We start from the raw sequence: 25671 nt of genomic DNA, 5'->3' as shown, positions 1-25671 counted from the left end.
GGGTGGCTGGGCAGGTAGAACCGGAGGGACGGCAGGGACTACAGGGACAGCAGGGACTACAGGGACTACAGGGACTACAGGGAAAGCAGGGACAGCAGGGATGGCAGGGATGGCAGGGATGGCAGGGATGGCAGGGATGGCAGGGATGGCAGGGATGGCAGGGATGGCAGGGATGGCAGGGATGGCGCTTAACCTCTTGCTTTTTTTCGCGGGTGGGCTGGTATGCTGGCGGGGAGGCGTTTATTTTCTGGTTTTTCAGCTTGTGGAGGATTGGCCATGTTGCGTGGTGTGCTTTTGGTATTGGTGGGCGTGTTGGGGTTGCCGGTGTTGGGGGCGGAGGATATCCGGGTGGAGAAGATCATCGGGAGCGAGCACCCGGGGGCGTATAAGCACCCGGCGTCGATCACGGAGCTTGCGGATGGGGGGCTGATGATGACGTATTACGGCGGTGGCGGTGAGTATGTGGACGATTCGAAGGTCTGGGGGATGCGGCGGGCGGCGGGGTCGTCGGAATGGTCGGCGCCGCGGATTCTGGCGGATACGCCGTTTCTGGGCGAGGGGAATGGGGTGGTGTGGCAGGCGCCGGATGGGCTGGTGTGGCTTTTTTATGTGCAGCGGTATGGGGAGACGTGGTCGGAGTCGCGGACGCTGGCGAAGATATCGCGGGACGGGGGGGAGACGTGGTCGGATTCGATGTTTTTGAGCTTCGAGCTGGGGACGATGTGCCGGGGGCTGCCGATTGTGCTGGAGAATGGGGATTATCTGTTGCCGGTGTATCACGAGACGGGGAGCGACATAAACCAGACGTTTCCGGACACGTGCTCGTACTTTCTGCGGCATGATCCGGCGACGCGGACGTGGACGGAGACGGGGCGGATTTATTCGGCGAATGGGAATCTCCAGGCGGAGCCGGTGCAGCTTTCGGCGGATCACCTGATCGCGTATATCCGCCCGGGCGGTAATTTTGAGCCGAGCGATTCGCGGTACATTCTGCGGTCGGAGTCGCGCGATGGAGGGCAGACGTGGAGCCGGGCGGAGGACACGGAATTTCCGAATCCGAATTCGGCGGTGAGCCTGATCAAGCTTCAGAGCGGGCGGCTGTTGCTGGTGTACAACGACAGCATGAACCACCGGACGCCGCTTACGGCGGCGATCTCCGAGGATGGCGGGAAGACGTGGCCGCACCGGCGGGACCTGGCGACGAGCGGGCTGGACAATACGTTTGCGTATCCGATGGCGATCCAGGCGAAGGATGGGACGATTCATGTGATTTGCACGACGGACGTGCGGAAGACGGTGATTCTGCTTAGTTTTACGGAGGATGCGGTGGTGGGACGGGTGAAGGGTGAAGGGTGAAGGGTGAAGGGTGAGGGGTGAGGGGTGAGGGGTGAGGGGTGAGGGGTGAAGGGTGAGGGGTGAGGGGTGAAGGGTGAGGGGTGAGGGGTGAAGGGTGAGGGGTGAAGGGTTTGTTCCGCTGAGCGGAACGGGATGCATTCCCACGGGGGACCGTGGGAACGAGTTCTTGCTGGCGGGTGAAGGGGGGAGGGTGGTACGCAAAACAAAGGCCCCCGGAGGGATCCGGGGGCTTTTGTTTGGTGGTAACCTTCTATCTGGGGCAGGGCCGGTCAGAGAAGCTCGGGGTACAGCCGGTCGCGTTCGCTGTGGAAGAGCATGGCGGCCTGCTGGCGTTTTTCGTTGCGGTAGACGCTTACGATGTCGTTGATGCGGATGGTGGCGAGGCCGTCGGGATCGCCTTCCATGGTGACGATGGCGATGCGTACGTAGCCGTCTTTTACCTGATCGACGAACCCGGTTACGTGCCGGAAATCGCGCTGGGTGGCGATTTTGCAGTTGACCATTTCGTGCCTTGCCTGGGCGCGTTCGAGTTCGGTGATGAAGCAATCGGACGCTTCCGGCTCGAGGCCGTCTGGGTCGCCTAGCAAGTGCGCGCATTCGCGGAGGAGGGCGACGCGCCGGAGGAGGCGGGTGTCTTCGGCGATCTGTACGACATCGCGAATGAGGAAGGAGTTGTTTCCGTCGTCTTCGCCGTTGAAGCGGATTTCTTCCATGGTGCAGGTGTCGGGCCCGACGGTGCGGACGTGGCCGATGACGAATTCGTCCAGGTTGTGGGGGTTGGCGTACACCTGGATGAGGTCGTGGCGATCGCGGGCCTGGATGAGCAACTGCCGGAAGGTGTCGTTCTTGTTGGCGTTGCCGAGAATCTCTCTCAGGAGGTCTTCGCTCATTGCAAGATTCCTTTCTTGCCGTGTGGCCTATTGCGGCACGGAGGTGGCTCAATACAGGAACTGCATTTTGGGCACCGGAACGGGCGTGCCGCGGGAGGTCGTTCGATGGACACTCTGTCGAGATGTATTCAGAACTGCCGGAATTGTACCTCAGCCGGCGGAAAAATAGCGAAGATTTTGGCCGTAAAACGGGCGGAACGGCCAAATTTTATACGGTTTTCACGCGGGCGTCATGATTTCGTCACAGATCGGGCGGGCCGTGGGGCGAAATATGGAGAAGGTGCGAACACTATCGGGGTTGCGTCAGGCGTCGGATGGGCCGATCATCTTGCCGGGGTCGACGGCCTTGTCGAATTCCTCGGCGGTGAGGAAGCCGAGGTTGACGGCTTCTTCTTTGAGTGTGGTGCCGTTGGCGTGGGCGGTCTTTGCGATTTTGGCGGCGTTGTCGTAGCCGATGTGGCGGTTGAGGGCGGTGACGAGCATGAGGGAGTTGTTGAGGTGGGCCTGGATGGCCTTTCGGTTGGGCTCGATGCCGATGACGCAGTTTTCGCGGAAGGAGTCAGCGGCGTCGGCGAGGAGGCGGATGGACTGGAGGACGTTGTAGATGATGACGGGCTTGAAGACATTGAGTTCGAAGTTGCCGGAGGCCCCGGCGACGTTGACCGTGGCATCGTTGCCGATGACCTGGGCGGCGACCATGGTGATGGCTTCGCACTGGGTGGGGTTGACTTTTCCGGGCATGATGGAGGAGCCGGGCTCGTTTTCGGGGAGCATGATTTCGCCGATGCCGCAGCGGGGCCCGCTGCCGAGCCAGCGGATGTCGTTTCCGATCTTCATGAAGCTGCAGGCGACGGTTTTGAGGGCGCCGGAGGTCATGACCATGGCGTCGTGGGCGGCGAGGGCCTCGAATTTGTTGGGGGCGGAGGTGAAGGGCAGGCCGGTGATTTCGGCGATGCGATCAGCCACTTTTTCGGCGTAGCCTTTTTTCGTGTTGAGCCCGGTGCCGACGGCGGTGCCGCCGAGTGCGAGCTCGGCGAGGAGGGGCAGGGTCTGGTTGACGCGCTGGGCTCCGTTGGCGACCTGGCAGGCGTAGCCGGAGAATTCCTGGCCGAGGGTGAGGGGGGTGGCGTCCATGAGGTGGGTGCGCCCGATTTTGATGATATCGGCGAAGGCCTCGGCCTTGGCGTCGAGGACCTCGTGGAGGTCCTGGAGGGCGGGGATGAGCCGGTTGTGGATTTGCTCCACCGCCGCGATGCTCATGGCGGTGGGGAAGGTGTCGTTGGAGGACTGGGACATGTTGACGTGGTCGTTGGGGTGGACCGGGGACTTGCTGCCCAGCTCGCCGCCGAGGATTTCGATGGCGCGGTTGGCGATGACCTCGTTGGCGTTCATGTTGGTCTGGGTGCCGCTGCCGGTCTGCCATACGACGAGGGGGAAGTGGCCGTCGAGGGTTCCTTCGATCACTTCATCGGCGGCCTGGCAGATGGCCTGGCAGAGGTTGTCGGGGAGGAGGCCCAGGTCGTTGTTGGTGAGCGCGGCGGCCTTCTTGAGGACGCCGAGGGCGCGGATGAGCTCGCGCGGCATGGTTTCGCCCCCGATTTTGAAATTAACGAGGGACCGGGCGGTCTGGCAGCCGTAATAGCGGTCGGCGGGGACCTTCATTTCGCCCATGGTGTCTTTTTCAATGCGGAATTCCATTGATCGTCGCTCCTTCGCCGCCGCGGTTGGGTGGCGGGTTCATTTCGGGGGGAAGCCGATCATACGCAAGGGCGGCGGGGCGGTGCAACGCGCGAGCGGGGGCGGGGTATGCCCGGATTGCGGGGTTTTGCGCGGTTGCGTCCCCGGCGGTGATGCAGTAGACTGGACAGCCCCCCGGGCCGGTTTGGGGGGAGGCGCGCGGTCGCGTGCGCTTTGTGTATGGCTTTGAACGGGCGGCGTGCGCGATGGCCCGCCGATTCTGGAGAGGGTTGAGTACATGAAGGCAACGTTTACGCGACGGGGTTGGATGGGGCTTTGGGCGGTTGTGGCGTGCGCGGGTATCGCGCTGGCGGGATGTGGCGGCGGCGAGACGTCCGCGCCGCCGGAGGGTGGATCGGCGGCGGATTCGGGCGCGGGCGGAAAGCGCATCAAGCTGGCGTATGTAACGAACGGGGTGGATCCGTTCTGGGATGTGGCGGCGGCGGGGGTCCGGGCGGCGGCGAGGGATTTTGACGTGGACGTGCAGGTGTTGATGCCGCCGAAGGGGTTGATCGACCAGAAGCGTATGATCGAGACGGCCCTGGCGACGGGGATCGACGGGCTGGCGATGAGCCCGATCGACGCGGCGAATCAGGTGGGTTTCATCAACCAGGCGTGCGCGGTGACGAACGTGATCACGCAGGACGCGGACGCGCCGGAATCGAACCGGCTGTGTTTTGTGGGGATGGACAATTACAAGGCGGGCCGTGAGGCGGGGAAGCTGGTGAAGGAGGCGATTCCGGAGGGGGGCAAGGTGATGATCTTTGTGGGGCGGCTGGAGCAGTCGAACTCGCAGCAGCGGCGTCAGGGGGTGATTGACGAGCTGCTTGACGCGCCGATGCAGGACGCGAACAACCTGACGATGAGCCCGGCTTCGGAGGTGATTCAGGGGGAGAACTACACGATTCTGGGGACGCTGACGGACAATTTCGACTATGCGAAGGCAAAGTCGAACGCGGAGGACACGATTGCGAGTCACGGGGATCTGGCGTGCATGGTGGGGCTTTTCGCGTACAACATTCCGAACTGCCTGAAGGCGGTGCGGGACGCGGGGAAGCTGGGCCAGATCAAGATGGTGAGCTTTGACGAGGCGGACGATACGCTGCAGGGCATCGTCGATGGGCATGTGCACGGGACGGTGAGCCAGCAACCGTATAACTACGGGTACGATTCGGTCCGCATACTGGCAGGTCTGGCGCGGGGCGATCAGAGCGTGCTGCCGGAGGGCGGTATGCTGGAGGTGCCGGTGGTGGTGGTGCGCAAGGAGAATGTGGAGGAGTTCCGGACGAACCTGGAGGCGTTGAAGGCGCAGGGGGGGTGAGGGGGATTGGCGTGGGTTTGTGAACCGCGAATAGACGCGAATTCACACGGGTAGCCGCTGGTTGCAGCCAGGGAATTGATTACCACGAAGGGCGCGAAGAACACGAAGAAAGGGAGTTGGAGAGGGATTGAAGTTCACGCGAATGCGCAGAGGAGACGATCCAGGGCGCGACTCGCGGTAATGGCGGGTGGGGAATTGGATTTGGAGCCACAAAGAACACAAAGAACACAAAGAATCTGGGGGAGTCTCTGGCCGCAGCCAGGGAATTGATCACCACGAAGGGCGTGAAGGACACGAAGAAAAACATTGAAGAGCTTTAACCGCAGAGAACGCAGAGAGCGCATAGGGTGTTATTGTGCGGGGACGGACCTGGGCGGTTGAATTAGGGCGGACTTTTAACCACGAATGGACACCAATGCACACGAATGCGCCGGGAGCAGGGGCTGGCCGCGATCAGGAGTTTTGACCACGGATTACACGGATGACACGGATAGAAAAAGATGCCGGTCGTTGGGGCCTGTCAGCGCCAGCGTGCGATTTCCGAGGGGAGTTATTCAGGTTTTGGAGGGGTTGATCGGGCGGCGGGCTGTTCGGTCTCACCTGGTTCGAGCGTCGCTGCAATCCGGGGCATCGGTGTAATCCGTGGGCAAGAAAAGAATTTCGACCATGAAACTTGCGGAACAGCCCGGAAATTCTCCCTGGAGCTTTCGCTTCGCAAATGCTTTTACAACAGTTGGTTATATGGATTTTGAATGGAAGAACTTGCAGAAAAACAAGAAGTTGACGGATAGTAGTACAAAGAACACGGGGTAGCCGCTGGCCGCAGCCAGGGAATTGATTACCACGAAGGGCGTGAAGGACACGAAGAAAAGAAGGTGGAGAAGGATTTGTTTTCACGCAAAGGCGCAAAGAAGACGAACCCGGGCGCGACTCGCTGTCACGGCGGGCGGGGGATTGGATTTGGAGCCACAAAGAGCGCAAAGAACACAAAAAACACGGCGGGCAGCCGCTGGCCGCGATCTGGATTTGCGACCACGGATTACACGGATGCCACGGATAGAAAAGGGATTCTGTCGTTGATGGACGCCCGCGTGCACTTGTTGTTCCACGGGGATACATTGCGGGTTGTCACGGCGGCGCGGGAATCTTTGTGGACCGGAAGGTCTGCGTCCCGGTTTCCTATGCTTTTCGTTGTCCTGTGCTGGCCGGCGCGGGTGAGCCGGTTTTGGAGCGGATGAATCATGAGTGAATCGAATTTGCAGCCGTTGCTTTCTGTTCGTGATCTCAGCAAGCAGTTTCCGGGGGTGAAGGCGTTGAGCGGGGTTTCGCTGGATTTGTATCCGGGGGAGGTGCTGGCGGTGATTGGGGAGAATGGGGCGGGGAAGAGCACGCTGATGAAGATCCTGGCGGGGATCCAGCGTCCGGATTCGGGGGCGATCCTGCTTGAGGGGGCCGAGGTGGAGATCGGGTCGATCCGTGCGGCGACGGCGCTGGGGATTTCGCTGATCCACCAGGAATTGAACCTGGCGGACAACCTGGACATCGGGGCGAATATTTTTCTGGGCCGTGAGCCGCGGGGCCGGTGCGGGGTGATCCGTCGCCGGCAGATTGCCCGGGATGCGGCGGTGTTGATGCAGCGGGTGGGGCTGAATGTTTCGCCGCGGACGCTGGTGCGGCATTTGTCGGTGGGGCAGCAGCAGATGGTGGAGATCGCGAAGGCGCTTTCGGTGCACAGCCGGATTTTGATTATGGACGAGCCGACGTCGAGCCTTTCGCAGCGTGAGACGGATCACCTGTACCGGGTGATCGGGGATTTGAAGGCGGAGGGGGTGAGCATCATTTACATATCGCACCGGCTTGGTGAGGTATCGGATCTGGCGGACCGGGTGGTGGTGTTGCGGGACGGGAAGAATGCGGGGGAGCTGGCGCGGGAGGAGATTTGTCATGATCGTATGGTGAAGCTGATGGTGGGGCGCGAGTTTTCGGCGGATCGGGAGTACCACCCGCGGGCGCTGGGCGAGGAAGTGTTGCGGGTTGACGGGTTGGTCACGACGGCGTATCCACGGCACGCGATTTCGTTTTCGGTTCGGGCGGGGGAGATTGTGGGGATTGGGGGGCTGGTGGGCGCGGGGCGGACGGAACTGCTGGAGACGCTATTTGGCGTGCGGCCGGCGCTGGGGGGTGAAGTGCGGGTGGCGGATGAACCGGTGTCGCTGCGATCGCCGGAGGACGCGATCCGGGCGGGCCTGGCGCTGGCTCCGGAGGACCGGAAGGGTCAGGGTCTGGTGCTGGAGATGGGGGTGCGGGAGAATTGCAGCCTGGCGACGCTGGCGCGGGATGCGCGGCGGGGGTTGTTGAACCGGAGGGCGGAGCGTGCGATCAGCGGGGAGATGATCGGGAAGTTGAATATCCGGACGCCGTCGGACCGGCAGATCTGCCAGGTGCTTTCGGGGGGCAATCAGCAGAAGGTGGTGCTGGGTAAGTGGCTTGCGATGCGTCCGCGGATCCTGTTGCTGGATGAGCCGACGCGGGGGATTGACGTGGGGGCGAAGCGGGAGATCTACCAGCTTATGGAGCAGCTGGCAGAGTCGGGGGTGGCGATTTTGTTTGTTTCGAGCGAGATGGAGGAGGTGCTGCATCTGCCGGACCGGGCGATCGTGTTGCATGAGGGGGGGCTTACGGGGGAGCTGTCGCGTGAGGCGCTGACGGAGGAAGCGGTGATGCAGCTGGCGACGGGGCGTACGGCGGCGGCGTAGGGGGTGGCTTGGGAAACCGCAAAGAACGCAAAGAGCGCAGAGAAAATGTAGTGGGGTTTGTCGAGGTAAGGAAGGTGGGTTTGGTTGCGGGTACAGGCACCCGCGAATTTGGGGTGGGTTGGGCGCTTTCGCGGCTGGGGTGGTTTTTTCGCGGGAGCCAGTCCCCCGGGTTGCGGGTACAGCCTTTCATGACGCGTTGCGTCACTCATTAAGGATGAAACACTGCCCCTGACGGTTGGCGCTCAACTGGAGTCTCGCACGCTCAAGCCTTCGTGGCGGAGCCGCGGAGCTTGAACGTGGCACCCGTGGCTCGCTTTGAAATTTCGGAGCAAGCACCCGTGATGGGGTGGACAGCCGGGATGGCTTTCCTACTTTTTTGCGGGTACAGGCACCCGCGAATATTGGGTGGGTTGGGCGCTTTCGCGGCTGGGGTGGTTTTTTCGCGGGAGCCAGTCCCCGGGCTATTCGAGGTAGCCGAGGGCTTCGAGGGCCTTGAGGTCTTCGGCGTTGAGGTTTTCTTCGCCCTGGGCTCGGACGGGGGTGGCTTCTTCCCAGCGCTGGATAATTTGCTGGAGGGTGTCGGCGCGGTCGGGATCTTCGGCGGCGCGGTCGTTGAGTTCGGCGGGGTCTTCGGGGAGGTAGTAGAGTTCGCGGCGGTCGGCTTCGAGGATGAGTTTCCATCCTTCGTGGATGACGCCTTGCATGAGGGGGCCGGCCTCGGCCATGACGTCCTTGACGCCGGGAAGGTTGGGTACGGCTCCGCCGTAGGTTTCGACGACGCGGGCGCGGTCGGCGGGGATGTTCTCTTTCAGGAGGTCGAATCCGACCATGGAATCGGGGACGGGGAGGCCGGCGAGCCCGAGGAGGGTGGGCCCGATATCGATGCCGCGGGCGGGGGTGGCCGTGCGTTCGGGATCGACGCCGGGGGCGCGAATCATGAGGGGGATGTGCATGCCGTTCTGGTATATTTTTCGTCCGTGCCCGAGGTAGCCGTGTTCGAAGAGGCTTTCGCCGTGGTCCGCGACGAAGACGACGATGGTGTCTTCGGGGAGGGCGGCGAGGAGTTTTCCAATTTCGTTGTCGGTGAAGGCGACTTCGGAATCGTACTTCACGCGGGTTTTTTCCTCGTGCCCGAGATACCAGGCGCGCTTGCCGGCGGGCCGGAACTTGCGGTGCATTTTGTAGGGGGCGTGGGGGTCGGAGTAGTGGACCCAGCCGAAGAAGGGTTTGTCATTGGGGCGTTCGGCGAGGAATTTGAGGGCGATGTCGGTGACGTCGTCCCCGTCGCGTTCGGGCTTCATGAATCCCCAGCGCTTCTTGCGGAAATCATCGTCATACAGGGCGAACCCGCGATCCATGCCGCTGAGATTCGCCTTGAGGGTCCAGTTACTCTGGACGCAGAAGGTGTGGTAGCCGGCGGCGGCGAATTGATCAGTTGCGAGGGGAACTTCGTCGGGCATGCGGAGGCCGTTGCGGGTGGTGCCGGTCATTCGGGGGTAGCGCCCACTGAGCATGGCGCCCATGGAGGGCCCGGTCAGCGGGACTTCGCAGACGGCGTCTTCGAAGAGGAGGGCCTCGCGGGCGAAGGCGTCGAGATTGGGGGAGGTGGGCAGGGCGTAGCCGTAAGCGCCGAGGCGGTCGGCCCGGAGGGTATCGACCGAGAGGAGGAGGACATTGGGCGCGGCGGCGGCGAGAAACGGGGGTATCAGGGCACTGAGGAGAACGAAATACTTCACGAGAACCCTATTGCTTGTATTGAATTGAGAGGGGCATTTCGACGGCGAGGGGATGAATTTCGCCGCCTTCGCCGCGGATGGGCACGGCGACGCCATCGGAACGGTAGGCGGTGAAGGTGAGGTTGAATACGCCGGGGGGCGCCTCGAGCGGCACGCGGACGGCGAGGGACCAGACGCCGTCGCCGGCTTTGACGTCGCCCTCGGTTCCGTCGTCGCGGAGGGTCAGCTTTATAGTGGGCTCCTCGCGAATGACGCCGGTAATCGAATTGATGATGTTGTTGCGGTCCTTGACGGCGACGGTGATGAGGGCGGTGTCGCCGGGGTGCAGGGGTTGGGGCGCGATGCCGGCCATCTTGAATTCGGGGACGCCGCCGAGGGAGTTGCAGCCGGCGGCGAGGAGCACGGCTCCGAGCGCGAGGGTTCGAGAAATACGAGCAATCATCAATGGGCTCCACCGGACCATGCCGGAATGTCGAAACGCGGGCTCGGGGAATACGCGCCCCGGGCCCCCGGAGGGGACAACGCCGCGCCGGTACGCGGAGATGACCGTGTTGTGGCCAGCCCCGGGGATGAGCCTAGCGTAGCCCCGCGGCTGGAGTCAAACGGGGGCGGGGTTTGTGTTGGGGTCTCGCACGCTCAAGCCTTCGCGGCGGAGCCGCGGAGCTTGAACGTGGCACCCGTGATGCGTTTGTTTGCGGGTACAGGCACCCGCGAATTGTGGGTGGTTGGGTCGCTTTCGCGGCGGCGGTTTTTGTTGTCGCGGGAGCCAGTCCCCGGGGTTGCGACGGGACAGCCGCGCCGGTTGTCCGTGTTGCCGCTTCGTTGGGCTCGCTTTCGGTTGCGCGCGGGCTGTTGGTATCTGGGGTGATGGGGCGCCGCAGTCCCTGGGGTGGACAGCCGGGACGGCTGTCCTACTTTTTTTGCGGGTACAGGCACCCGCGATTTGTGGGTTGTTGGGTCGCTTTCGCGGCGGCGGTTTTTGTTGTCGCGGGAGCCAGTCCCCTTGGTTTGCGGGTACAGGTACCCGCGAATTGTGGGTGATTGGGTCGCTTTCGCGGCGGCGGTTTTTGTTGTCGCGGGAGCCAGTCCCCCGGGTTGCGGGTACAGGCACCCGCGATTTGTGGGTTGTTGGGTCGCTTTCGCGGCGGCGGTTTTTGTTGTTGCGGGAGCCAGTCCCCGGGGTTGCGTGGTGGATGGTCTGGGCGGGGATGGGTGTCGTAGAATAGGGTCATGATCGACGAGACATTGAAGGGAACGGTGCGCTATCTGGGCACGCATTTTTGCGGCTGGCAGGCGCAGGATGGCCAGCGGAGCGTACAGGGGGAGATCGAGGGGGCGCTGAGCCGGATCGCTTCGCGGCCTATCCGGATTCAGGGGGCGGGCCGGACGGATGCGGGGGTGCACGCGCTGGGGCAGGTTTTTTCGTGCGTCTGGCCCCGCCCACTCCATGCGACGCTGCGTCACGCGCTTTGCCGGATGCTGGAGCCGGAGATTCAGATCACGGGGCTTTCAGCGGTTCCGGCGGACTTCAATGCGCGTTTTTCGGCGATATCGAAGCGCTATTGCTATACGTTTCATTTCAGCCGGGAGATGGATCCGTTTTGCGCGCCGTATTGCTGGCAGGTTCCGTATGCGGTGGACCTGGAGCGTATGGCGGCGCTGCTGCCGCGGCTGGAGGGGACGCACGACTTTGCGGGGTTCCAGAGTACGGGGAGCCAGATGAAGACGACGGTGCGGACGATTTACGAGGCGCGGCTTCTTCCGGGGGCGGTTATCGGGCCGGCGGACGCGGCGGACGTGTGGCATCTGGAGCTTTACGGGGATGGTTTTTTGTATCACATGGTGCGGAATATCGCGGGGACCCTGGTGGAAATCGGTCGGGGCCGCTTCGGGCCGGAATTCCTGGACGGGGCGCTGACATCGGGCGGGCCGTTTCGGGGGCATTGTGCGCCAGCGCAGGGTCTGGTGCTGAAGGAGGTGCATTATCCGGCGGAATACGGGGGGTAGCGGGACGGTTTACTGGCCCGGTCGATTGTGCAAGAATGGTGCGGTTGGACCCGTTTGCGGGGCGCCTGCTCTTGGCAGGGCTTGCAGCGCGGGCGTCGCGTCACGCTGACTTAGACGAGGAAAGCCATGAACAAGGCCCGCAACGCGCGCGCCGCGCAAGAAGGTGGAGACGCCGCGCCCGTTCTGGCGGCGACGCTGGAGGATTACATCAGCGCGGACGGGGCGATGCAGCGTTGCCTGCACCTGGCGCGGCTTGCGGCGCGGACGGATCTGCCGGTGCTGGTGCTGGGGGAATCGGGGACGGGGAAGACGGTGATCAGCCAGGCGATCCACCAGTCTTCGGTGCGGGCCGGGGGGCCATTCGTCTCTTTTAATGCGGCGGCGCTGAGCGATACGCTGCTGGACAGCCAGCTTTTCGGTCATGAGAAGGGGGCGTTCACGGGGGCGGACCGGCAGGTGAAGGGGAAGTTTGAGCAGGCGGATGGCGGGACGCTGTTTCTGGATGAGATTGCGGATCTTTCTTTGACTGGCCAGGCGAAGATTCTGCGGGCGGTGGAGGAAGGGGAGTTTGAGCGGCTGGGCGGTGAGGGAATCCGGCGGGCGGATGTTCGGCTGATTACGGCGACGTGTCACCCGCTGCGGGAGTTTGTGGCGAGCCGGCGTTTCCGCCAGGATCTTTTTTACCGGATCAAGGGGATCACGCTGTTCGTGCCGCCGCTGCGCGAGCGCCGGAACGACTTGCCGCGGATGATCCGGCGGGAGATCGTGCGATCGGCGCGGGCGATGGACAAGACGGTGCGGGGGCTGGAGGCGGACGCGCTGGAGCGGCTGCTGGAGCACCCGTGGCCGGGGAACCTGCGGGAGTTGAACCAGGTGATCCACGTGGCGGTGGCGCTGATGGAGGACGACGTCATTACGCTGGACACGATTATCCTGGATGATTTTCAGCCGTTTGACGTGACGTCCGAGGGCGGGGCGGAGGCGAAATCGGCGGGATCGGGATCGGCGGCGGTTTCGCCGCGCGGCGCTGTGGCCGCGCCGGCGGACGACCTGCTGGAGACGGCGGAGCGGCATCATATTGCGGCGGTGCTTGCGCGGCAGGGGGGGAACAAGCGGCAAACGGCGCGCGCGCTGGGGGTGAGCCGGTCCACTTTGGATCGGAAGCTGTCTCAATATGGGCTGGGGTAGTCTTTTTTCGGGGCCATGGTACTGTATGGGGGCCAGGGATGGGGGTGTCTGGGCGTCCTTGTTCGGGTCTCGAATGGCGGCATATTTGCGCAAACATGCATTATGAAAGCAACTTACGCGATCCGGGGAATTCTGGCATGAGATTGGCGTAAGGGGGATATGCGCCGATGGGCGGCGTGAGTCGAACGACAACGCCTCAATGCAGGGGCGGAGGAGAACAGCATGAAAAACATCAACATTGACGAACTGAACGTGAAGAATGAGGTGAGCGCGGAGGAGGCGGCGGCGGTGAAGGGCGGGCCGGCGTACATGAAGCTGGGCGATATCAAGGGCGAAGCGACCCGTTCGTCCGATCAGCCGACCGAGAGTCTTTCCCTGAATTTTGAGGAGATCAAGTTCTGATATTGGCTTTTACCGTGCAGTAGGGCCTTTTTTCAGGGAATGACCCCCGAGACGGGGGTGGAGGAAAGCGTGATGAAATCGATTGAATTCAAGGATCTTTCGGGGGTGGAGACGGTGGCGGACGGAACGTTCTGAGGTTTCCTTTCGGGGCGTTGCGGGTGGTTGGCCCGCGACGCCCCGTTTTTGTTTTGTGGGGGGAGTTGCTGTGGGGCACGAACGCGCCGGGGGGCGCGATTACGCGAGACGCTTTTCATTGACCCTGGCCGGGACATACCCCCGCGTTTGGGGGCCTGGCGTTGGGGTTGGCGGTGTGGGGCTGGACGCGTGGTGGTTGTGCGTTTGCGTGGCGGGCTTGCGGCGGTACGTCCCTTGGGGTTTGTTGGGGCGGGGTGGTTGGTTTTGGTACGTTTCTCAGACAAGAATGTCTGAGTCCCTGCGCCTTGGGGCGCATTGGACAGGCGGGACGCCTATCCTGCTTTGTGTTGCGCCTGCGGCGCTTTGGACAGGCGGGACGCCTATCCTGCTTTGTGTTGCGCCTGCGGCGCTTTGGACAGGCGGGACGCCTATCCTACTTTGTCTTGCGCCTGCGGCGCTTTGGACAGGCGGGACGCCTATCCTACTTTGTGTTGCGCCTGCGGCGCGTTATGAAAGTTGCGATGCGAAACGAACATACGATTGCGGTTGTGATTCCGGCGTTGAACGAGGAGGCGGCGATCGGCCGGGTGTTGCGAGATATTCCGGCGTGGGTGGATGATGTGGTGGTGGCGGACAATGGGTCTACGGACGGGACGGCGGCGGCCGCGCGGGCGCAGGGGGCGCGGGTGGTTTCGGTTCCGGAGCGGGGGTATGGGGCGGCGTGCCTCGCGGGGATCGCGGCGCTGGCGTCGCCGGACGTTGTGGTTTTTCTGGATGGGGATTACAGCGATCATCCGGAGGAGATGCCGCTGCTGGTGGATCCGGTGATCCGGGGGGAGGTGGACCTGATGATCGGTTCGCGGATGCGGGGGGCGCGGGAGGCGGGGGCGCTGTCTCCGCAGGCGGCGTTTGGGAACTGGCTGGCGACGCGGCTGATCCGGCTGTTCTGGGGGATCCGCTACACGGACCTGGGGCCGTTCCGGGCGATCCGGTACCGGACGCTGCTGGGTCTGGACATGCGCGATCGGGATTACGGGTGGACAGTGGAGATGCAGATCAAGGCGGCGCTGCACGCCGTGCCGGCGGACGAGGTTCCGGTGTCGTATCGCCGGCGGGAGGGGGTGTCGAAGGTGTCGGGCACGGTGCGCGGGGTGGTGGGGGCGGGGTGCAAGATACTGGGGACGATTGCGGCGAGCGCGCTGTTTTCGCGGCCGGCGTTGAAGACGGGGCTGCTGGTGAACTTTGCGCGGTTTCCGGAGGCGGGGTTGGTGAAGACGCGGCTGGTTCCGGCGATGGGCGCGGCGGGCGCGGCGGAGCTGTACCGCGCGATGGCGGAGCACTGCGTGGCGCTGGCTCCGCCGCCGCTGCCGGAGGTGGAGACGCAGGTGCGGTACACGGGCGCGGAGCGGGGGGCCTTTCGGGACTGGCTCGGTCCGGCGCACCTGTATGCGGCGCAGGGGGAGGGGGAGCTGGGGGCGCGGCTGGCCCGCGCGCTGGAGGAGGGCTTTGAGCAGGCCTATGGAAAGGTGGTTATCTGTGGGACCGATTGTCCCGGGCTGGACAGCGCGCGGACGGCGGAGGCGTTTGCGGCGCTGGACGAATTCGATGTGGTGATGGGGCCGGCGGAGGACGGGGGCTTCTACCTGATCGGTATGCGGCTGTCGGCGGCGCCGTATCCGGTGGCCCCGCTGTTCGATGGCGTCGAATGGGGGGGCGCGGGCGTGTACGAGGCGGTGGCGGCGAACGCGGCGGCGCTGGGCCTGTCGTTGCGCGCGCTGGCGCCGCTGCCGGACGTGGATTTATTGGAGGACCTGGCGCACTGGGAGGCGGCGCGGGCGCGGGAGCGGCTATCGATCATCATCCCGGCGCTCAACGAGGCGGAGCGTATCGGGCCGCTGGTCCAGCGGCTGTGCGCGCTGCCGAACACGGAGATCATTGTGGTGGATGGGGGCAGCGAGGACGCGACGCGGGCGATTGCGGCGTCACACGGGGCCGCGGTAATCGACGCGCCGCGGGGGCGGGCCGCGCAGATGAACGCGGGGGCGGCGGTGTCGACGGGTGAGCGCCTGCTGTTTCTGCACGCGGACGCGACACCGCCGCCGGATGTTGCGGGCTGGGTGCGGCGGACGCTTGCGTTCGAGAGGGTTGCGCTGGGGGCGTTCTCGCTGCGGATTGACGGGCCGGGGCGCGCGTACCGGTGGATTGCGGGGCTGGCGAATCTGCGGAGCGCGTGGCTCGGGATGCCGTACGGCGATCAGGGGATGTTTTTGCGGCGGGAGACGTTTGAGGCGCTTGGGGGATTTCAGGAGCTCCCGATCCTGGAGGATTATGCGCTGGCGCGGTCGGCGCGGCGCGCGGGGCTGGTGGTTACGCTTCCGCAGGCGATGGGGGTGTCGCCTCGGCGCTGGGAGCGGGAGGGGACGGTGTGGGTTACGCTGCGGAATGTGGCGGCGTTCTTTGCGTATCCGTGCGGGGTTTCGCCGGCGCGGATTGCGCGGTGGTACGGGCGTTGACTGTGAAGGGTTGGGGGCGTCTTGAAGGATACGTTGCCGCGCCTGACTGTTCGCGCTCTACGGGGGGCTCGCACCCACAAGCCTTTGCGGCCGAGCCGCAGAGCTTGAGGGTGGCACCCGTGGCTTCCTTTTGAATTTCAGAGCAGAGCGGCCGCTCATGACGCGTTGCGTCACCCCATTAGGATCAAGTAATGCCGCTGACTGTTCGCGCACTACTGGAGTCTCGCACCCACAAGCCTTTGCGGCCGAGCCGCAGAGCTTGAGGGTGGCGCCCGTGGTCCCCTTTTGGATTTCGGTGTATCCATTCATGATGGGTTGCGCCGTCCTTGAAGGAAGCGACGTTCCTCTCGCGGGTTGGCGATCCTTTGAAGGCCCGTGCCCGCACGCAGCGCCGGAACTTGGGGGGGCGGTGTTGGGCTTGTGTCGTATTGTGTTCGGGCCGGGCGGGGCGCGGGGTCAGCGGTCGCTGTGGCCGAGGGATTGGCCGGGGGCGATCTGGTCGCGGGCGCGCTGCTTGAGCTCCTTTGCTTCGGGGAAGCGTCCTTCGCGCTTGCGACACCATAGCAGCGTTCCATTGCAGTACACCTGAAAGCAGCCGCCGGTGGCGGGTAGCAGGGCGACCTCGCCGAGCTGCGGGCCGAAGGTGCTGAGGAGTTCCTGGGCGTACCAGGCGGCGCGCAGGAGCCAGTGGCACTGGGTGCAGTAGTGGATTTCGATGCGGGGCTCGCGGTGCATGTCGGGGGGCCTCTGTGGGGTGGTGTTGGACACGATACGCGGCGGGGAAAAGAAAATCCAGTTGTTGATTGACATGGGCTTCGTGCGTTTGGCATACTACGCGTCCTTTGCGCGGAGCGCGTTGGTTTGCCGGCATCTTTGCCCGGAAAACTCCGAAAAGTTGAGATGCTTGACAGGGCCTTTAGAGTTTTGCTAAGCTTTCTCACGTTGCGCACAACGGTACGCACATTTGCGGCGACCCACCCCGGTGGGCGCTGCGGGAAAAATCGAATACCAGCGACAGGACGCCATCCGGGCTTCGCGAGGAGTCGGGAGCGGCGGGCAGAAGAAGTAGTTGACATTGGCTTCTGATTTTGCTACACTGTTTGTCCCCTTGCTACAGAGCAGGACAGCGCGCGCCGGTGACGGTGGGCGGGCGAAATGAAAGCTTGACATCGAGCTAACAAATTGCTATACTTTCTGTCCACTGCTCACGGGCAGCGGGGATGCGCGGTCCGGTTTTGACCGGCGCTGGTGAATGCAACAGTTGAATCGGTTTTTCGGTGGTACGGCCAGGCGGTCCCGAAAATAGTTTGGGACAAGGCTTGACATGGCCCCTGAAAAATTGATACCATACGAATTCGCAGAGCCGCGATAGCGGCGACAGAGACACGCAGCGGCGGTAAGGCCAAGGCGTTACCGGCTCGTAGCTGTGTGTCTGCGATGCGCTCTTTGAAAATTGAATACGATGCATATCGACAAGTTAAACAAACTGTCTTGTGCGCCAGTTCGCGGGCAACCGCGGATTGGCAACCCAACAATGATTCCTTAAAGTAATGTCCTAACGGACGATGCAATAGGAGTCAAACAAACCATAAATCGCTGTGGCGTCTTCGGATGCTTGCAGTAGTTTTTTATCGGAGAGTTTGATCCTGGCTCAGAACGAACGCTGGCGGCACGCCTCATACATGCAAGTCGAGCGATTAAAGCCCCTTCGGGGGTGTATAGAGCGGCGAACGGGTGAGTAACAGGTGGGTAATCTGCCTCCTGGCGGGGGACAACAGTTGGAAACGACTGCTAATACCGCATGTGATTGTGGGTCTATGGCCTGCAAGGAAAGGCGCTTCACGGCGCCACCAGGAGATGAGCCCGCCCCCCATTAGCTAGTTGGTGAGATAACAGCCCACCAAGGCAACGATGGGTAGCCGAGCTGAGAGGTTGATCGGCCACACTGGAACTGAGACACGGTCCAGACACCTACGGGTGGCAGCAGTAGGGAATATTGCGCAATGGACGAAAGTCTGACGCAGCGATGCCGCGTGAGTGACGAAGGCCCTAGGGTTGTAAAGCTCTTTTCTGAGGGAAGAATGGTCCGGGGAGGAAATGTCCTGGATTTGACGGTACCTCAGGAATAAGGAACGGCTAACTCCGTGCCAGCAGCCGCGGTAATACGGAGGTTCCAAGCGTTGTTCGGAATTACTGGGCGTAAAGGGAGCGCAGGCGGACGGGTCAGTTCAAAGTGGAATCCCAGGGCTCAACCCTGGACGTGCTTTGGATACTGCCTGTCTTGAGTTCGTGAGAGGAAAGTGGAATTCAGGGTGTAGCGGTGAAATGCTTAGATATCCTGAGGAACACCAGTGGCGAAAGCGACTTTCTGGCACGAAACTGACGCTGAGGCTCGAAAGCATGGGTAGCGAACGGGATTAGATACCCCGGTAGTCCATGCCGTAAACGTTGTGTACTAGGTGCGGGAGGTATCGACCCCTTCCGTGCCGAAGCTAACGCATTAAGTACACCGCCTGGGGAGTACGCGCGCAAGCGTGAAACTCAAAGGAATTGACGGGGGCCCGCACAAGCGGTGGAGCATGTGGTTTAATTCGAGGCAACGCGAAGAACCTTACCCAGGCTTGACATCCCGCGACAACCCATGAAAGTGGGCCTTCCCTTCGGGGACGCGGTGACAGGTGTTGCATGGCTGTCGTCAGCTCGTGTCGTGAGATGTTGGGTTAAGTCCCGCAACGAGCGCAACCCCTGTGCTTAGTTACCAGCGCGTTATGGCGGGAACTCTAAGCAGACTGCCGGTGCTAAACCGGACGAAGGTGGGGACGACGTCAAGTCATCATGGCCCTTACGCCTGGGGCTACACACGTGCTACAATGGCCGGTACAGTGGGCTGCAATACCGCGAGGTGGAGCCAATCCCAAAAAGCCGGTCTCAGTTCGGATTGGAGTCTGCAACTCGACTCCATGAAGTCGGAATCGCTAGTAATCGCGCATCAGCTACGGCGCGGTGAATACGTTCCCGGGCCTTGTACACACCGCCCGTCACATGACCCGAGTCGGTTGCACCCGAAGTCGCTGGCCCAACCCGCAAGGGAGGGAGGCGCCGAAGGTGTGATTGGTGAGGGGGATGAAGTCGTAACAAGGTAGCCGTATCGGAAGGTGCGGCTGGATCACCTCCTTTCTAAGGAGTATCGTAGGCTACCCGCCACGGCGGGTTAGAGCCGACGGTCGATCGCAAGACAGCAGGCTTGCCTGGTATGCATCGTATTCAGCGTTCAGAGGGCGCCTCGCGCATCTTCTATCGGGCCTGTAGCTCAGGTGGTTAGAGCGCACGCCTGATAAGCGTGAGGTCGGTGGTTCGAGTCCACCCAGGCCCACCATGAGAAACACAGTTGAAAGCGGAACGCGATTGGCTATGCCTCCGAGGGGGATGTAGCTCAGTTGGTAGAGCGCGGGCTTTGCAAGCCTGAGGCCTGGGGTTCGATCCCCCACATCTCCACCAGCGCCCGCGGCATGAACGCGCACATTTTTTGCACTGGCCGGTAGGCCCTTGCATGCGATCTTTGACAGTTGAATGTTTGGGTAATTGAAAAATTACAACCAACGAAGCGACTGAGGAATACTACATCGATCAGGCCCTCTCCGGAGGGCTTGGCGGTCAAAGTTTTTGACCAAGCTATTAAGGGCGTGTGGTGGATGCCTTGGTACCGAGAGGCGAAGAAGGACGTGGTTACCTGCGATAAGCCGCGGTTTGCTGGAAGCAAGCTCACCCGCGGATTTCCGAATGGGGAAACCCTATCAGGCAAACCCTGATAATCCCTGGCTGAATGCATAGGCCAGAGGAAGCCAACCCGGGGAATTGAAACATCTTAGTACCCGGAGGAAGAGAAAGCAAGTCAGCGATTCCGTCAGTAGTGGCGAGCGAAATCGGAACAGCCCAAACCAAAAGTATGTTGAAGGTCCTATCCGTTGTGCTTTTGGGGTCGCGGGACGTGTTTTGGTGGCGATAGGACGCCGCCGGGAGGTTACAAAGCTATCTTCTAGCTGAACATGTCTGGACATGTCAGGCCATAGAAGGTGAAAGCCCTGTAAGCGAAAGGGGATAGCCCTCCTTAACATGTTCCCAAGTAGTGCGGGTCACGTGAAACCCCGTGCGAATTCGGGAGGCCCATCTCCCAAGGCTAAATACTACTCGGTAACCGATAGTGAACTAGTACCGTGAGGGAAAGGTGAAAAGCACCCCGAGAGGGGAGTGAAATAGAACCTGAAACCACATGCTTACAATCAGTGGGAGGACGATGCCTTCGGGCCGTCTGACCGCGTGCCTTTTGCATAATGAGCCGGCGAGTTACTTTGTGTGGCAAGGCTAAGGGCTTCTGGTCCGCAGCCGAAGCGAAAGCGAGTCTGAACAGGGCGCATAGTTGCATGAAGTAGACCCGAAACCGAGTGATCTATCCATGGTCAGGGTAAAGTTTCTGTAAAAGGAAATGGAGGCCCGAACCAGTATCGGCTGAAAACGGTTTGGATGAACTGTGGATAGGGGTGAAAGGCCAATCAAACTCGGCAATAGCTGGTTCTCCCCGAAATGCATTTAGGTGCAGCGTCGCGTGGTAGCACAGGGGGGTAGAGCACTGGAAGGGCTAGGGGCCTCACCAGGTTACTGAACCCTACCAAACTCCGAATACCCTGTGTGGAATCGTGGCAGTGAGACTGCGGGGGATAAGCTCCGTAGTCGAAAGGGAAACAACCCAGATCGCCAGCTAAGGTCCCTAAATTACGCTCAGTGGGAAACGAGGTGTGATTACACAGACAACCAGGATGTTGGCTTAGAAGCAGCCATTCATTTAAAGAGTGCGTAATAGCTCACTGGTCGAGTGATCATGCGCGGAAGATGTAACGGGGCTAAGCGTAATACCGAAGCTGCGACTTGTTACCTTCGGGTAACAGGGGTAGGGGAGCATTCCATTCCGGGTTGAAGCGCGATCGAAAGAACGCGTGGACTGAATGGAAGCGATCATGCCGGCATTAGTAACGAAAAGGGAGGTGAGAATCCTCCCCGCCGAAAGTCCAAGGTTTCCCGGGCCAGGTGAATCCTCCCGGGGTTAGTCGGACCCTAAGCCGAGGCCGAGAGGCGTAGGCGATGGAAAACGGGCATAAAGATTCCCGTACCACCGTAAACCGTTTGAGCGATGGGGTGACGCAGTAGGATAGGGCAGCTGTCTATCGGATGGCAGTCTAAGCGTGCAGGCCGCAGCCCAGGCAAATCCGGGCTGCATTAAGGCTGAGGCGTTAAGGGACGTGGATCCTTCGGGTGAAGCGGATTGCTTGATTCCACACTGCCTAGAAAAACCTCTAGTAAGGTGAAGGTGACCGTACCGCAAACCGACACAGGTGGACGAGATGAGTATTCTAAGGCGCTCGGGTGATCTACTCTTAAGGAACTCGACCAATTAGCCCCGTAACTTCGGAAGAAGGGGTGCTCCCGGCGGTGAAGGACTTGCTCCGTAAGCTGTTGGGAGTGACACTAAAGTGGCTCAGGCGACTGTTTACTAAAAACATAGGTCTCTGCAAAGTCGTAAGACGACGTATAGGGACTGACGCCTGCCCAATGCCGGAAGGTTAAGGGGAGAGGTTAGGCTTCGGCCGAAGCCTTGAACTGAAGCCCCGGTTAATGGCGGCCGTAACTATAACGGTCCTAAGGTAGCGAAATTCCTTGTCGGGTAAGTTCCGACCTGCACGAATGGCGTAACGATCTGAGCATTGTCTCGAGGGTAGGCCCGGTGAAGTTGTAATACCAGTGAAGATGCTGGTTACCCGCAAAAGGACGGAAAGACCCTGTGCACCTTTACTACAGCTTGATATTGGGTTTAGTTATTACTTGTATAGGATAGGTGGGAGACGTTGAAACTGGGACGTTAGTTTCGGTGGAGTCGCCCTTGGAATACCACCCTGGTAATGATTGAATTCTAACTCTGAACCCGTGAATCCGGGCAGAGGACAGTGTCTGGTGGGTAGTTTGACTGGGGCGGTCGCCTCCCAAAAGGTAACGGAGGCGCCCCAAGGTTCCCTCAGCATGTTTGGAAATCATGCGTAGAGTGCAAAGGCATAAGGGAGCTTGACTGCGAGACTCACAAGTCGAGCAGGTACGAAAGTAGGGCTTAGTGATCCAGCGGTTCCGTATGGAAGGGCCGTTGCTCATCGGATAAAAGGTACGCCGGGGATAACAGGCTTATAACCCCCAAGAGTTCATATCGACGGGGTTGTTTGGCACCTCGATGTCGGCTCGTCACATCCTGGGGCTGAAGCAGGTCCCAAGGGTTCGTCTGTTCGCCGATTAAAGTGGCACGCGAGCTGGGTTTAAAACGTCGCGAGACAGTTTGGTCCCTATCCTTTGCGGGCGGAGGAAATTTGAGGGTAGTCGTCCCTAGTACGAGAGGACCGGGATGAACGAACCTATGGTGTTCCGGTTGTCACGCCAGTGGCACCGCCGGGTAGCTATGTTCGGAAGGGATAAGCGCTGAAAGCATCTAAGCACGAAGCCCCACCCAAGATAAGATTTCCCTGGACTTTGTCCCTAAAGAGCCCTGGTAGACCACCAGGTTGATAGGCTGGAGGTGTAAGCACCGCGAGGTGTTCAGCTGACCAGTACTAATCGCTCGTGAGGCTTGGTCTTAGCAATCATAGAGTTGCTAATCGACTCTCCTTAGTCGCAACTTTGCTGTAATTGAGTATGTTACCCAACATTCGCTGTCAAAAGCTTTTTCGCCAGGTATCCTGGCGGCCAAGTTTTGCCGGTGGCTATAGCGACAGGGCCACACCCGTTCCCATTCCGAACACGGAAGTTAAGCCTGTCTGCGCCCATGGTACTGCACGGGCAACTGTGTGGGAGAGTAGGACGTCGCCGGCGCAATATTGCGAAGGCCCGGAAGAGAAATCTTCCGGGCCTTTTTTTGTGTTTGGCGGGGCATGGAGCGCCTGTTTTCACTATGAATTGGCAGCAATGCGCACGACTGATCGTGGAGCAGCGGCTGGCCGCAATGAAAGGCGGGATCACCTCGAAGGGCACAGCGCAGCCTCTGGCCGCAACCAAAGTAATGATCACCACGAAGTGCGCGAAAGGTCACGAAGAGAAAGAAAGACGAAGTTTTGACCGCAGAGAACGCAGAGAGCGCAAAGGGTGATTCCTGGTACGCAGATGGATCGGGTGGATGATCGAGAGCGCATTCTTGACCACGAATGAACACCAATGCACACGAATGCATCGGGAGCAGCCGCGGGAAGCGATCAAGAATTGTGCCCACGGATTGCACTGATGACACGGATAGAAAATGATTTCGGTCGTTGGGGTGTGCAGGCGGCTGCGTGCTCTTTCCAAGGTGGCCTGTTCGGATTGTTCAGCTTCGGAATTGTAGCGGGGTTGAGAGGGTGGCGGGCTGCTTCTTCTCGTTTGGTTCGAGTGTCGCTTCAATCCGTGTCATCGTTGTAATCCGTGGGCAAGAGAAGAATTTCGACCATAGTAACACTTCAGCCGTCTGAAGTAAGGCGTTCGCCGATACGAGATGCCTTACTTACACTGGATGTATTCGTCATTCCCGCGAAGGCGGGAATCCAGAGGGTTTGCGAGGTTAACATTGCATGGTCTCTGGATCCCCACTTTCGTGGGGATGACGGTGCTCGATCACGGTTAGCCGCCACCGTTGGCTGCGACGAGGGTGACTACTTCAGACGGCCAAACTGTTACCGACCATGAAACTTGCGGAACGGCCCGGAAATTCTCCCTGGATCTTTCGCTTCGTAAATTCTTTTACAACAGTTCGTTATATGGGTTTTGAATGGAAGAACTTGCAGAAAAAACAAGAAGTTTACGGATAGTAGTACGGATTGCACGGATAGAGACCAGCCTCTGGCCGCGGCCAAAGAAATGATCACCACGAAGGGCACGAAGGGCACGAAGAAAAGAAGTTGGAGAGCGATTGAAGTTCACGCGAAGGCGCAGCGGAGACGATCCAGGGCGCGATGTGCTGTTACGGCGGGTGGGGGATTGGATTTGGAGCCACAAAGAACACAGGGCCGCCTCTGGCCGCAACCAAAAAAATGATCACCACGAAGGGCACAAAGGGCACGAAGAGAAACAGAGAAGGGCTTTAACCGCAGAGAACGCAGAGGATGGCTCTTGTACGCAGATGAAGTAGTTGGTTGAATGGGGGTGCGTTTTTGACCACGAATGGACACCAATGCACACGAATGCGCCTCGAGCGGCCACTGGCCGCGATCAGGATTTGTGACCACGGATGACACGGATGACACGGATAGCAATTGGTTCCGGTCGTTGACGTTTTCAACTTCCACCTTTACTTCGGGCTATCACCCTCGGGGCTCAGCGTAATACGTGGCGGCATTTGGCGGAAATACTCCTGCCCTGGCACGAGGAAATCCAGCGCGAAGCGCTCAGGTCCTCGGTGCTGAACGCCGACGAAACCGGCTGGCGCGTGGATGGAAAGACCCACTGGCTCTGGTGCTTCGCCAGCAGCGACCTGAGCTATTTTCTCTGATCGACCAGTCGCGCGGTCAGGCCCATGCTTGAAGAAGTTTTTCATAGGAGGAGTTCTGCGGCAACGCTGGTGTCAGACTGGGGCCCTACAACGCCGTGGCGTGCGCCCATGCGCAGAAGTGTCTGGTGCACCTGCTGCCGATCCGAACACGTCGAGCGCTCAAGTCGCCCGGCGAGGATCAAGCGGCCTCGCTGCTGCGGCGCCTTGCTCGGAGACGCCATCCGCCTTTCCCGGCGAGGGATGAACACACGCCTGAAGCCTACGCTTCGCGACGCGCTGCTATCCAAGCGCCTCGATGAACTCAACGCTGTGCTCCTGGGAAGATGCGCAGGCGCGCGCCTTGTCAAACGCCTCAAACGCCACTGCGACGAACTTCACCTTCTGGACCGGCCCGGCGTCCCCTTCGAAACAACTCGCCGAGCGCCCATTCGCCCCGCCGTCCTCCTGCGCAAGAACAGCTACGGAACCAGCGGTACGGGCTGCCGACATACAGGCCTCTGCTCATGAGCTGTCTTCTTCACTCCCCAAAAGCGCGGGCACAACCCGTCGACGCCATCAGCCATGCCCTCAAACAATTCCTCGAGACGGGCTCGCTGCCACCGCTACCCGCAAGTCCACTCAGTCCGCCAAAGCGTTACGACCATAGTAACACTTCAGCCGTCTGAAGTATGGGCGTTCGTCGATGAGATGCCTTACTTACACTGGATGTATTCGTCATTCCCGCGAAGTGGAATCCAGAGGGTTTGCGAGGTTAACATTGCATGGTCTCTGATCCCCACGCGTGGGGATGACGGTGCTCGATCACTTAAGCTAGCCGCCACCGTTGGCTGCGACGAGGGTGACTACTTCAGACGGCCAAACTGTTACCGACCATGAAACTTTGCGGAACGGCCCGGAAATTCTCCCTGGATCTTTTCGCTTCGTAAATTCTTTTTTACAACAGTTCGTTATATGGGTTTTGAATGGAAGAACTTGCAGAAAAAACAAGAAGTTTACGGATAGCAGTACGGATTGCACGGATAGAGACCAGCCTCTGGCCGCGGCCAAAGAAATGATCACCACGAAGGGCACGAAGGGCACGA

15 protein-coding genes, 2 tRNA genes and 3 rRNA genes are annotated in these 25671 nt (G+C 60.8%); 14 read left to right on the top strand and 6 right to left on the bottom strand.

Annotated elements, in window-relative coordinates; translation table 11 throughout:
- Nucleotides 1–2: 2 nt before the first annotated feature.
- Nucleotides 3–389, top strand: a complete 387-nt coding sequence (locus tag KF886_21095) for a hypothetical protein (GenBank protein ID MBX3179855.1) — start codon at nt 3–5, stop codon at nt 387–389.
- Nucleotides 349–1356, top strand: a complete 1008-nt coding sequence (locus tag KF886_21090; protein MBX3179854.1) for an exo-alpha-sialidase — start codon at nt 349–351, stop codon at nt 1354–1356. The genes KF886_21095 and KF886_21090 overlap by 41 nt, the downstream gene beginning before the upstream one ends.
- A gap of 269 nt (nt 1357–1625) precedes the next feature.
- Here the strand turns inward: KF886_21090 and KF886_21085 are convergent, their stop codons facing one another.
- Nucleotides 1626–2246, bottom strand: a complete 621-nt coding sequence (locus KF886_21085) for a hypothetical protein (GenBank protein ID MBX3179853.1) — start codon at nt 2244–2246, stop codon at nt 1626–1628.
- 303 nt (nt 2247–2549) lie between these two features.
- Nucleotides 2550–3944, bottom strand: a complete 1395-nt coding sequence (gene fumC, locus KF886_21080; GenBank protein MBX3179852.1) for a class II fumarate hydratase — start codon at nt 3942–3944, stop codon at nt 2550–2552.
- A gap of 307 nt (nt 3945–4251) precedes the next feature.
- Between fumC and KF886_21075 the strand changes: the two genes are divergently transcribed.
- Complete coding sequence (locus tag KF886_21075; protein ID MBX3179851.1) at nt 4252–5304, top strand: substrate-binding domain-containing protein; 1053 nt, start codon at nt 4252–4254, stop codon at nt 5302–5304.
- 1241 nt (nt 5305–6545) lie between these two features.
- The gene (locus tag KF886_21070; GenBank protein ID MBX3179850.1) at nt 6546–8060 is read left to right on the top strand and encodes a sugar ABC transporter ATP-binding protein; all 1515 of its coding nucleotides are present in this window, start codon (nt 6546–6548) and stop codon (nt 8058–8060) included.
- Between the two features lie 461 nt (nt 8061–8521).
- Here the strand turns inward: KF886_21070 and KF886_21065 are convergent, their stop codons facing one another.
- Nucleotides 8522–9796 carry a sulfatase gene (locus tag KF886_21065; protein MBX3179849.1) on the bottom strand — a complete coding sequence of 425 codons (1275 nt, stop codon included), beginning with the start codon at nt 9794–9796 and terminating at the stop codon, nt 8522–8524.
- 7 nt (nt 9797–9803) lie between these two features.
- Complete coding sequence (locus KF886_21060) at nt 9804–10238, bottom strand: hypothetical protein (GenBank protein MBX3179848.1); 435 nt, start codon at nt 10236–10238, stop codon at nt 9804–9806.
- A gap of 788 nt (nt 10239–11026) precedes the next feature.
- On the opposite strand from KF886_21060, the gene truA reads away from it, so the two are divergent.
- The 4 genes from truA (at nt 11027) to KF886_21040 (ending at nt 16041) form a co-directional block, all read left to right on the top strand.
- Nucleotides 11027–11803: a tRNA pseudouridine(38-40) synthase TruA gene (gene truA / locus KF886_21055; GenBank protein MBX3179847.1), complete on the top strand. Its 777-nt coding sequence runs from the start codon at nt 11027–11029 to the stop codon at nt 11801–11803.
- 126 nt (nt 11804–11929) lie between these two features.
- Complete coding sequence (locus tag KF886_21050) at nt 11930–12991, top strand: sigma 54-interacting transcriptional regulator (protein MBX3179846.1); 1062 nt, start codon at nt 11930–11932, stop codon at nt 12989–12991.
- 222 nt (nt 12992–13213) lie between these two features.
- Nucleotides 13214–13393 carry a hypothetical protein gene (locus tag KF886_21045; protein ID MBX3179845.1) on the top strand — a complete coding sequence of 60 codons (180 nt, stop codon included), beginning with the start codon at nt 13214–13216 and terminating at the stop codon, nt 13391–13393.
- Between the two features lie 656 nt (nt 13394–14049).
- Nucleotides 14050–16041, top strand: coding sequence for a TIGR04283 family arsenosugar biosynthesis glycosyltransferase (locus KF886_21040; GenBank protein MBX3179844.1), 1992 nt, complete (start codon nt 14050–14052; stop codon nt 16039–16041).
- A 456-nt stretch (nt 16042–16497) separates the two neighbouring features.
- Here the strand turns inward: KF886_21040 and KF886_21035 are convergent, their stop codons facing one another.
- Nucleotides 16498–16776 carry a SelT/SelW/SelH family protein gene (locus KF886_21035; GenBank protein ID MBX3179843.1) on the bottom strand — a complete coding sequence of 93 codons (279 nt, stop codon included), beginning with the start codon at nt 16774–16776 and terminating at the stop codon, nt 16498–16500.
- Between the two features lie 893 nt (nt 16777–17669).
- Between KF886_21035 and KF886_21030 the strand changes: the two genes are divergently transcribed.
- From KF886_21030 to KF886_21005, 6 genes are all read left to right on the top strand, one after another.
- Nucleotides 17670–19218, top strand: a 16S ribosomal RNA gene (locus tag KF886_21030).
- Between the two features lie 122 nt (nt 19219–19340).
- A tRNA-Ile gene (locus tag KF886_21025) sits at nt 19341–19417 on the top strand.
- A gap of 46 nt (nt 19418–19463) precedes the next feature.
- Nucleotides 19464–19539 (top strand) — tRNA-Ala (locus KF886_21020).
- A gap of 167 nt (nt 19540–19706) precedes the next feature.
- Nucleotides 19707–22710: ribosomal RNA gene (locus tag KF886_21015) — 23S ribosomal RNA — on the top strand.
- A gap of 117 nt (nt 22711–22827) precedes the next feature.
- Nucleotides 22828–22944 (top strand): 5S ribosomal RNA (rrf, locus tag KF886_21010).
- Together the 16S, 23S and 5S rRNA genes with 2 tRNA genes alongside form the textbook arrangement of a ribosomal RNA operon.
- Nucleotides 22945–24436: 1492 nt before the next feature.
- On the top strand, nt 24437–24589 hold the full coding sequence (locus tag KF886_21005; protein ID MBX3179842.1) for a transposase: 153 nt from the start codon (nt 24437–24439) through the stop codon (nt 24587–24589).
- A 279-nt stretch (nt 24590–24868) separates the two neighbouring features.
- Here KF886_21005 and KF886_21000 read toward each other — a convergent pair whose 3' ends face one another.
- Complete coding sequence (locus KF886_21000; protein ID MBX3179841.1) at nt 24869–25078, bottom strand: hypothetical protein; 210 nt, start codon at nt 25076–25078, stop codon at nt 24869–24871.
- Nucleotides 25079–25671: the final 593 nt, after the last annotated feature.

This window comes from Candidatus Hydrogenedentota bacterium (assembly GCA_019637335.1).
Lineage (GTDB): Bacteria > Hydrogenedentota > Hydrogenedentia > Hydrogenedentales > JAEUWI01 > JAEUWI01.
The sequence above is the reverse complement of the archived record's forward strand: the minus strand, read 5'-3'. Positions and strand labels throughout refer to the sequence as shown.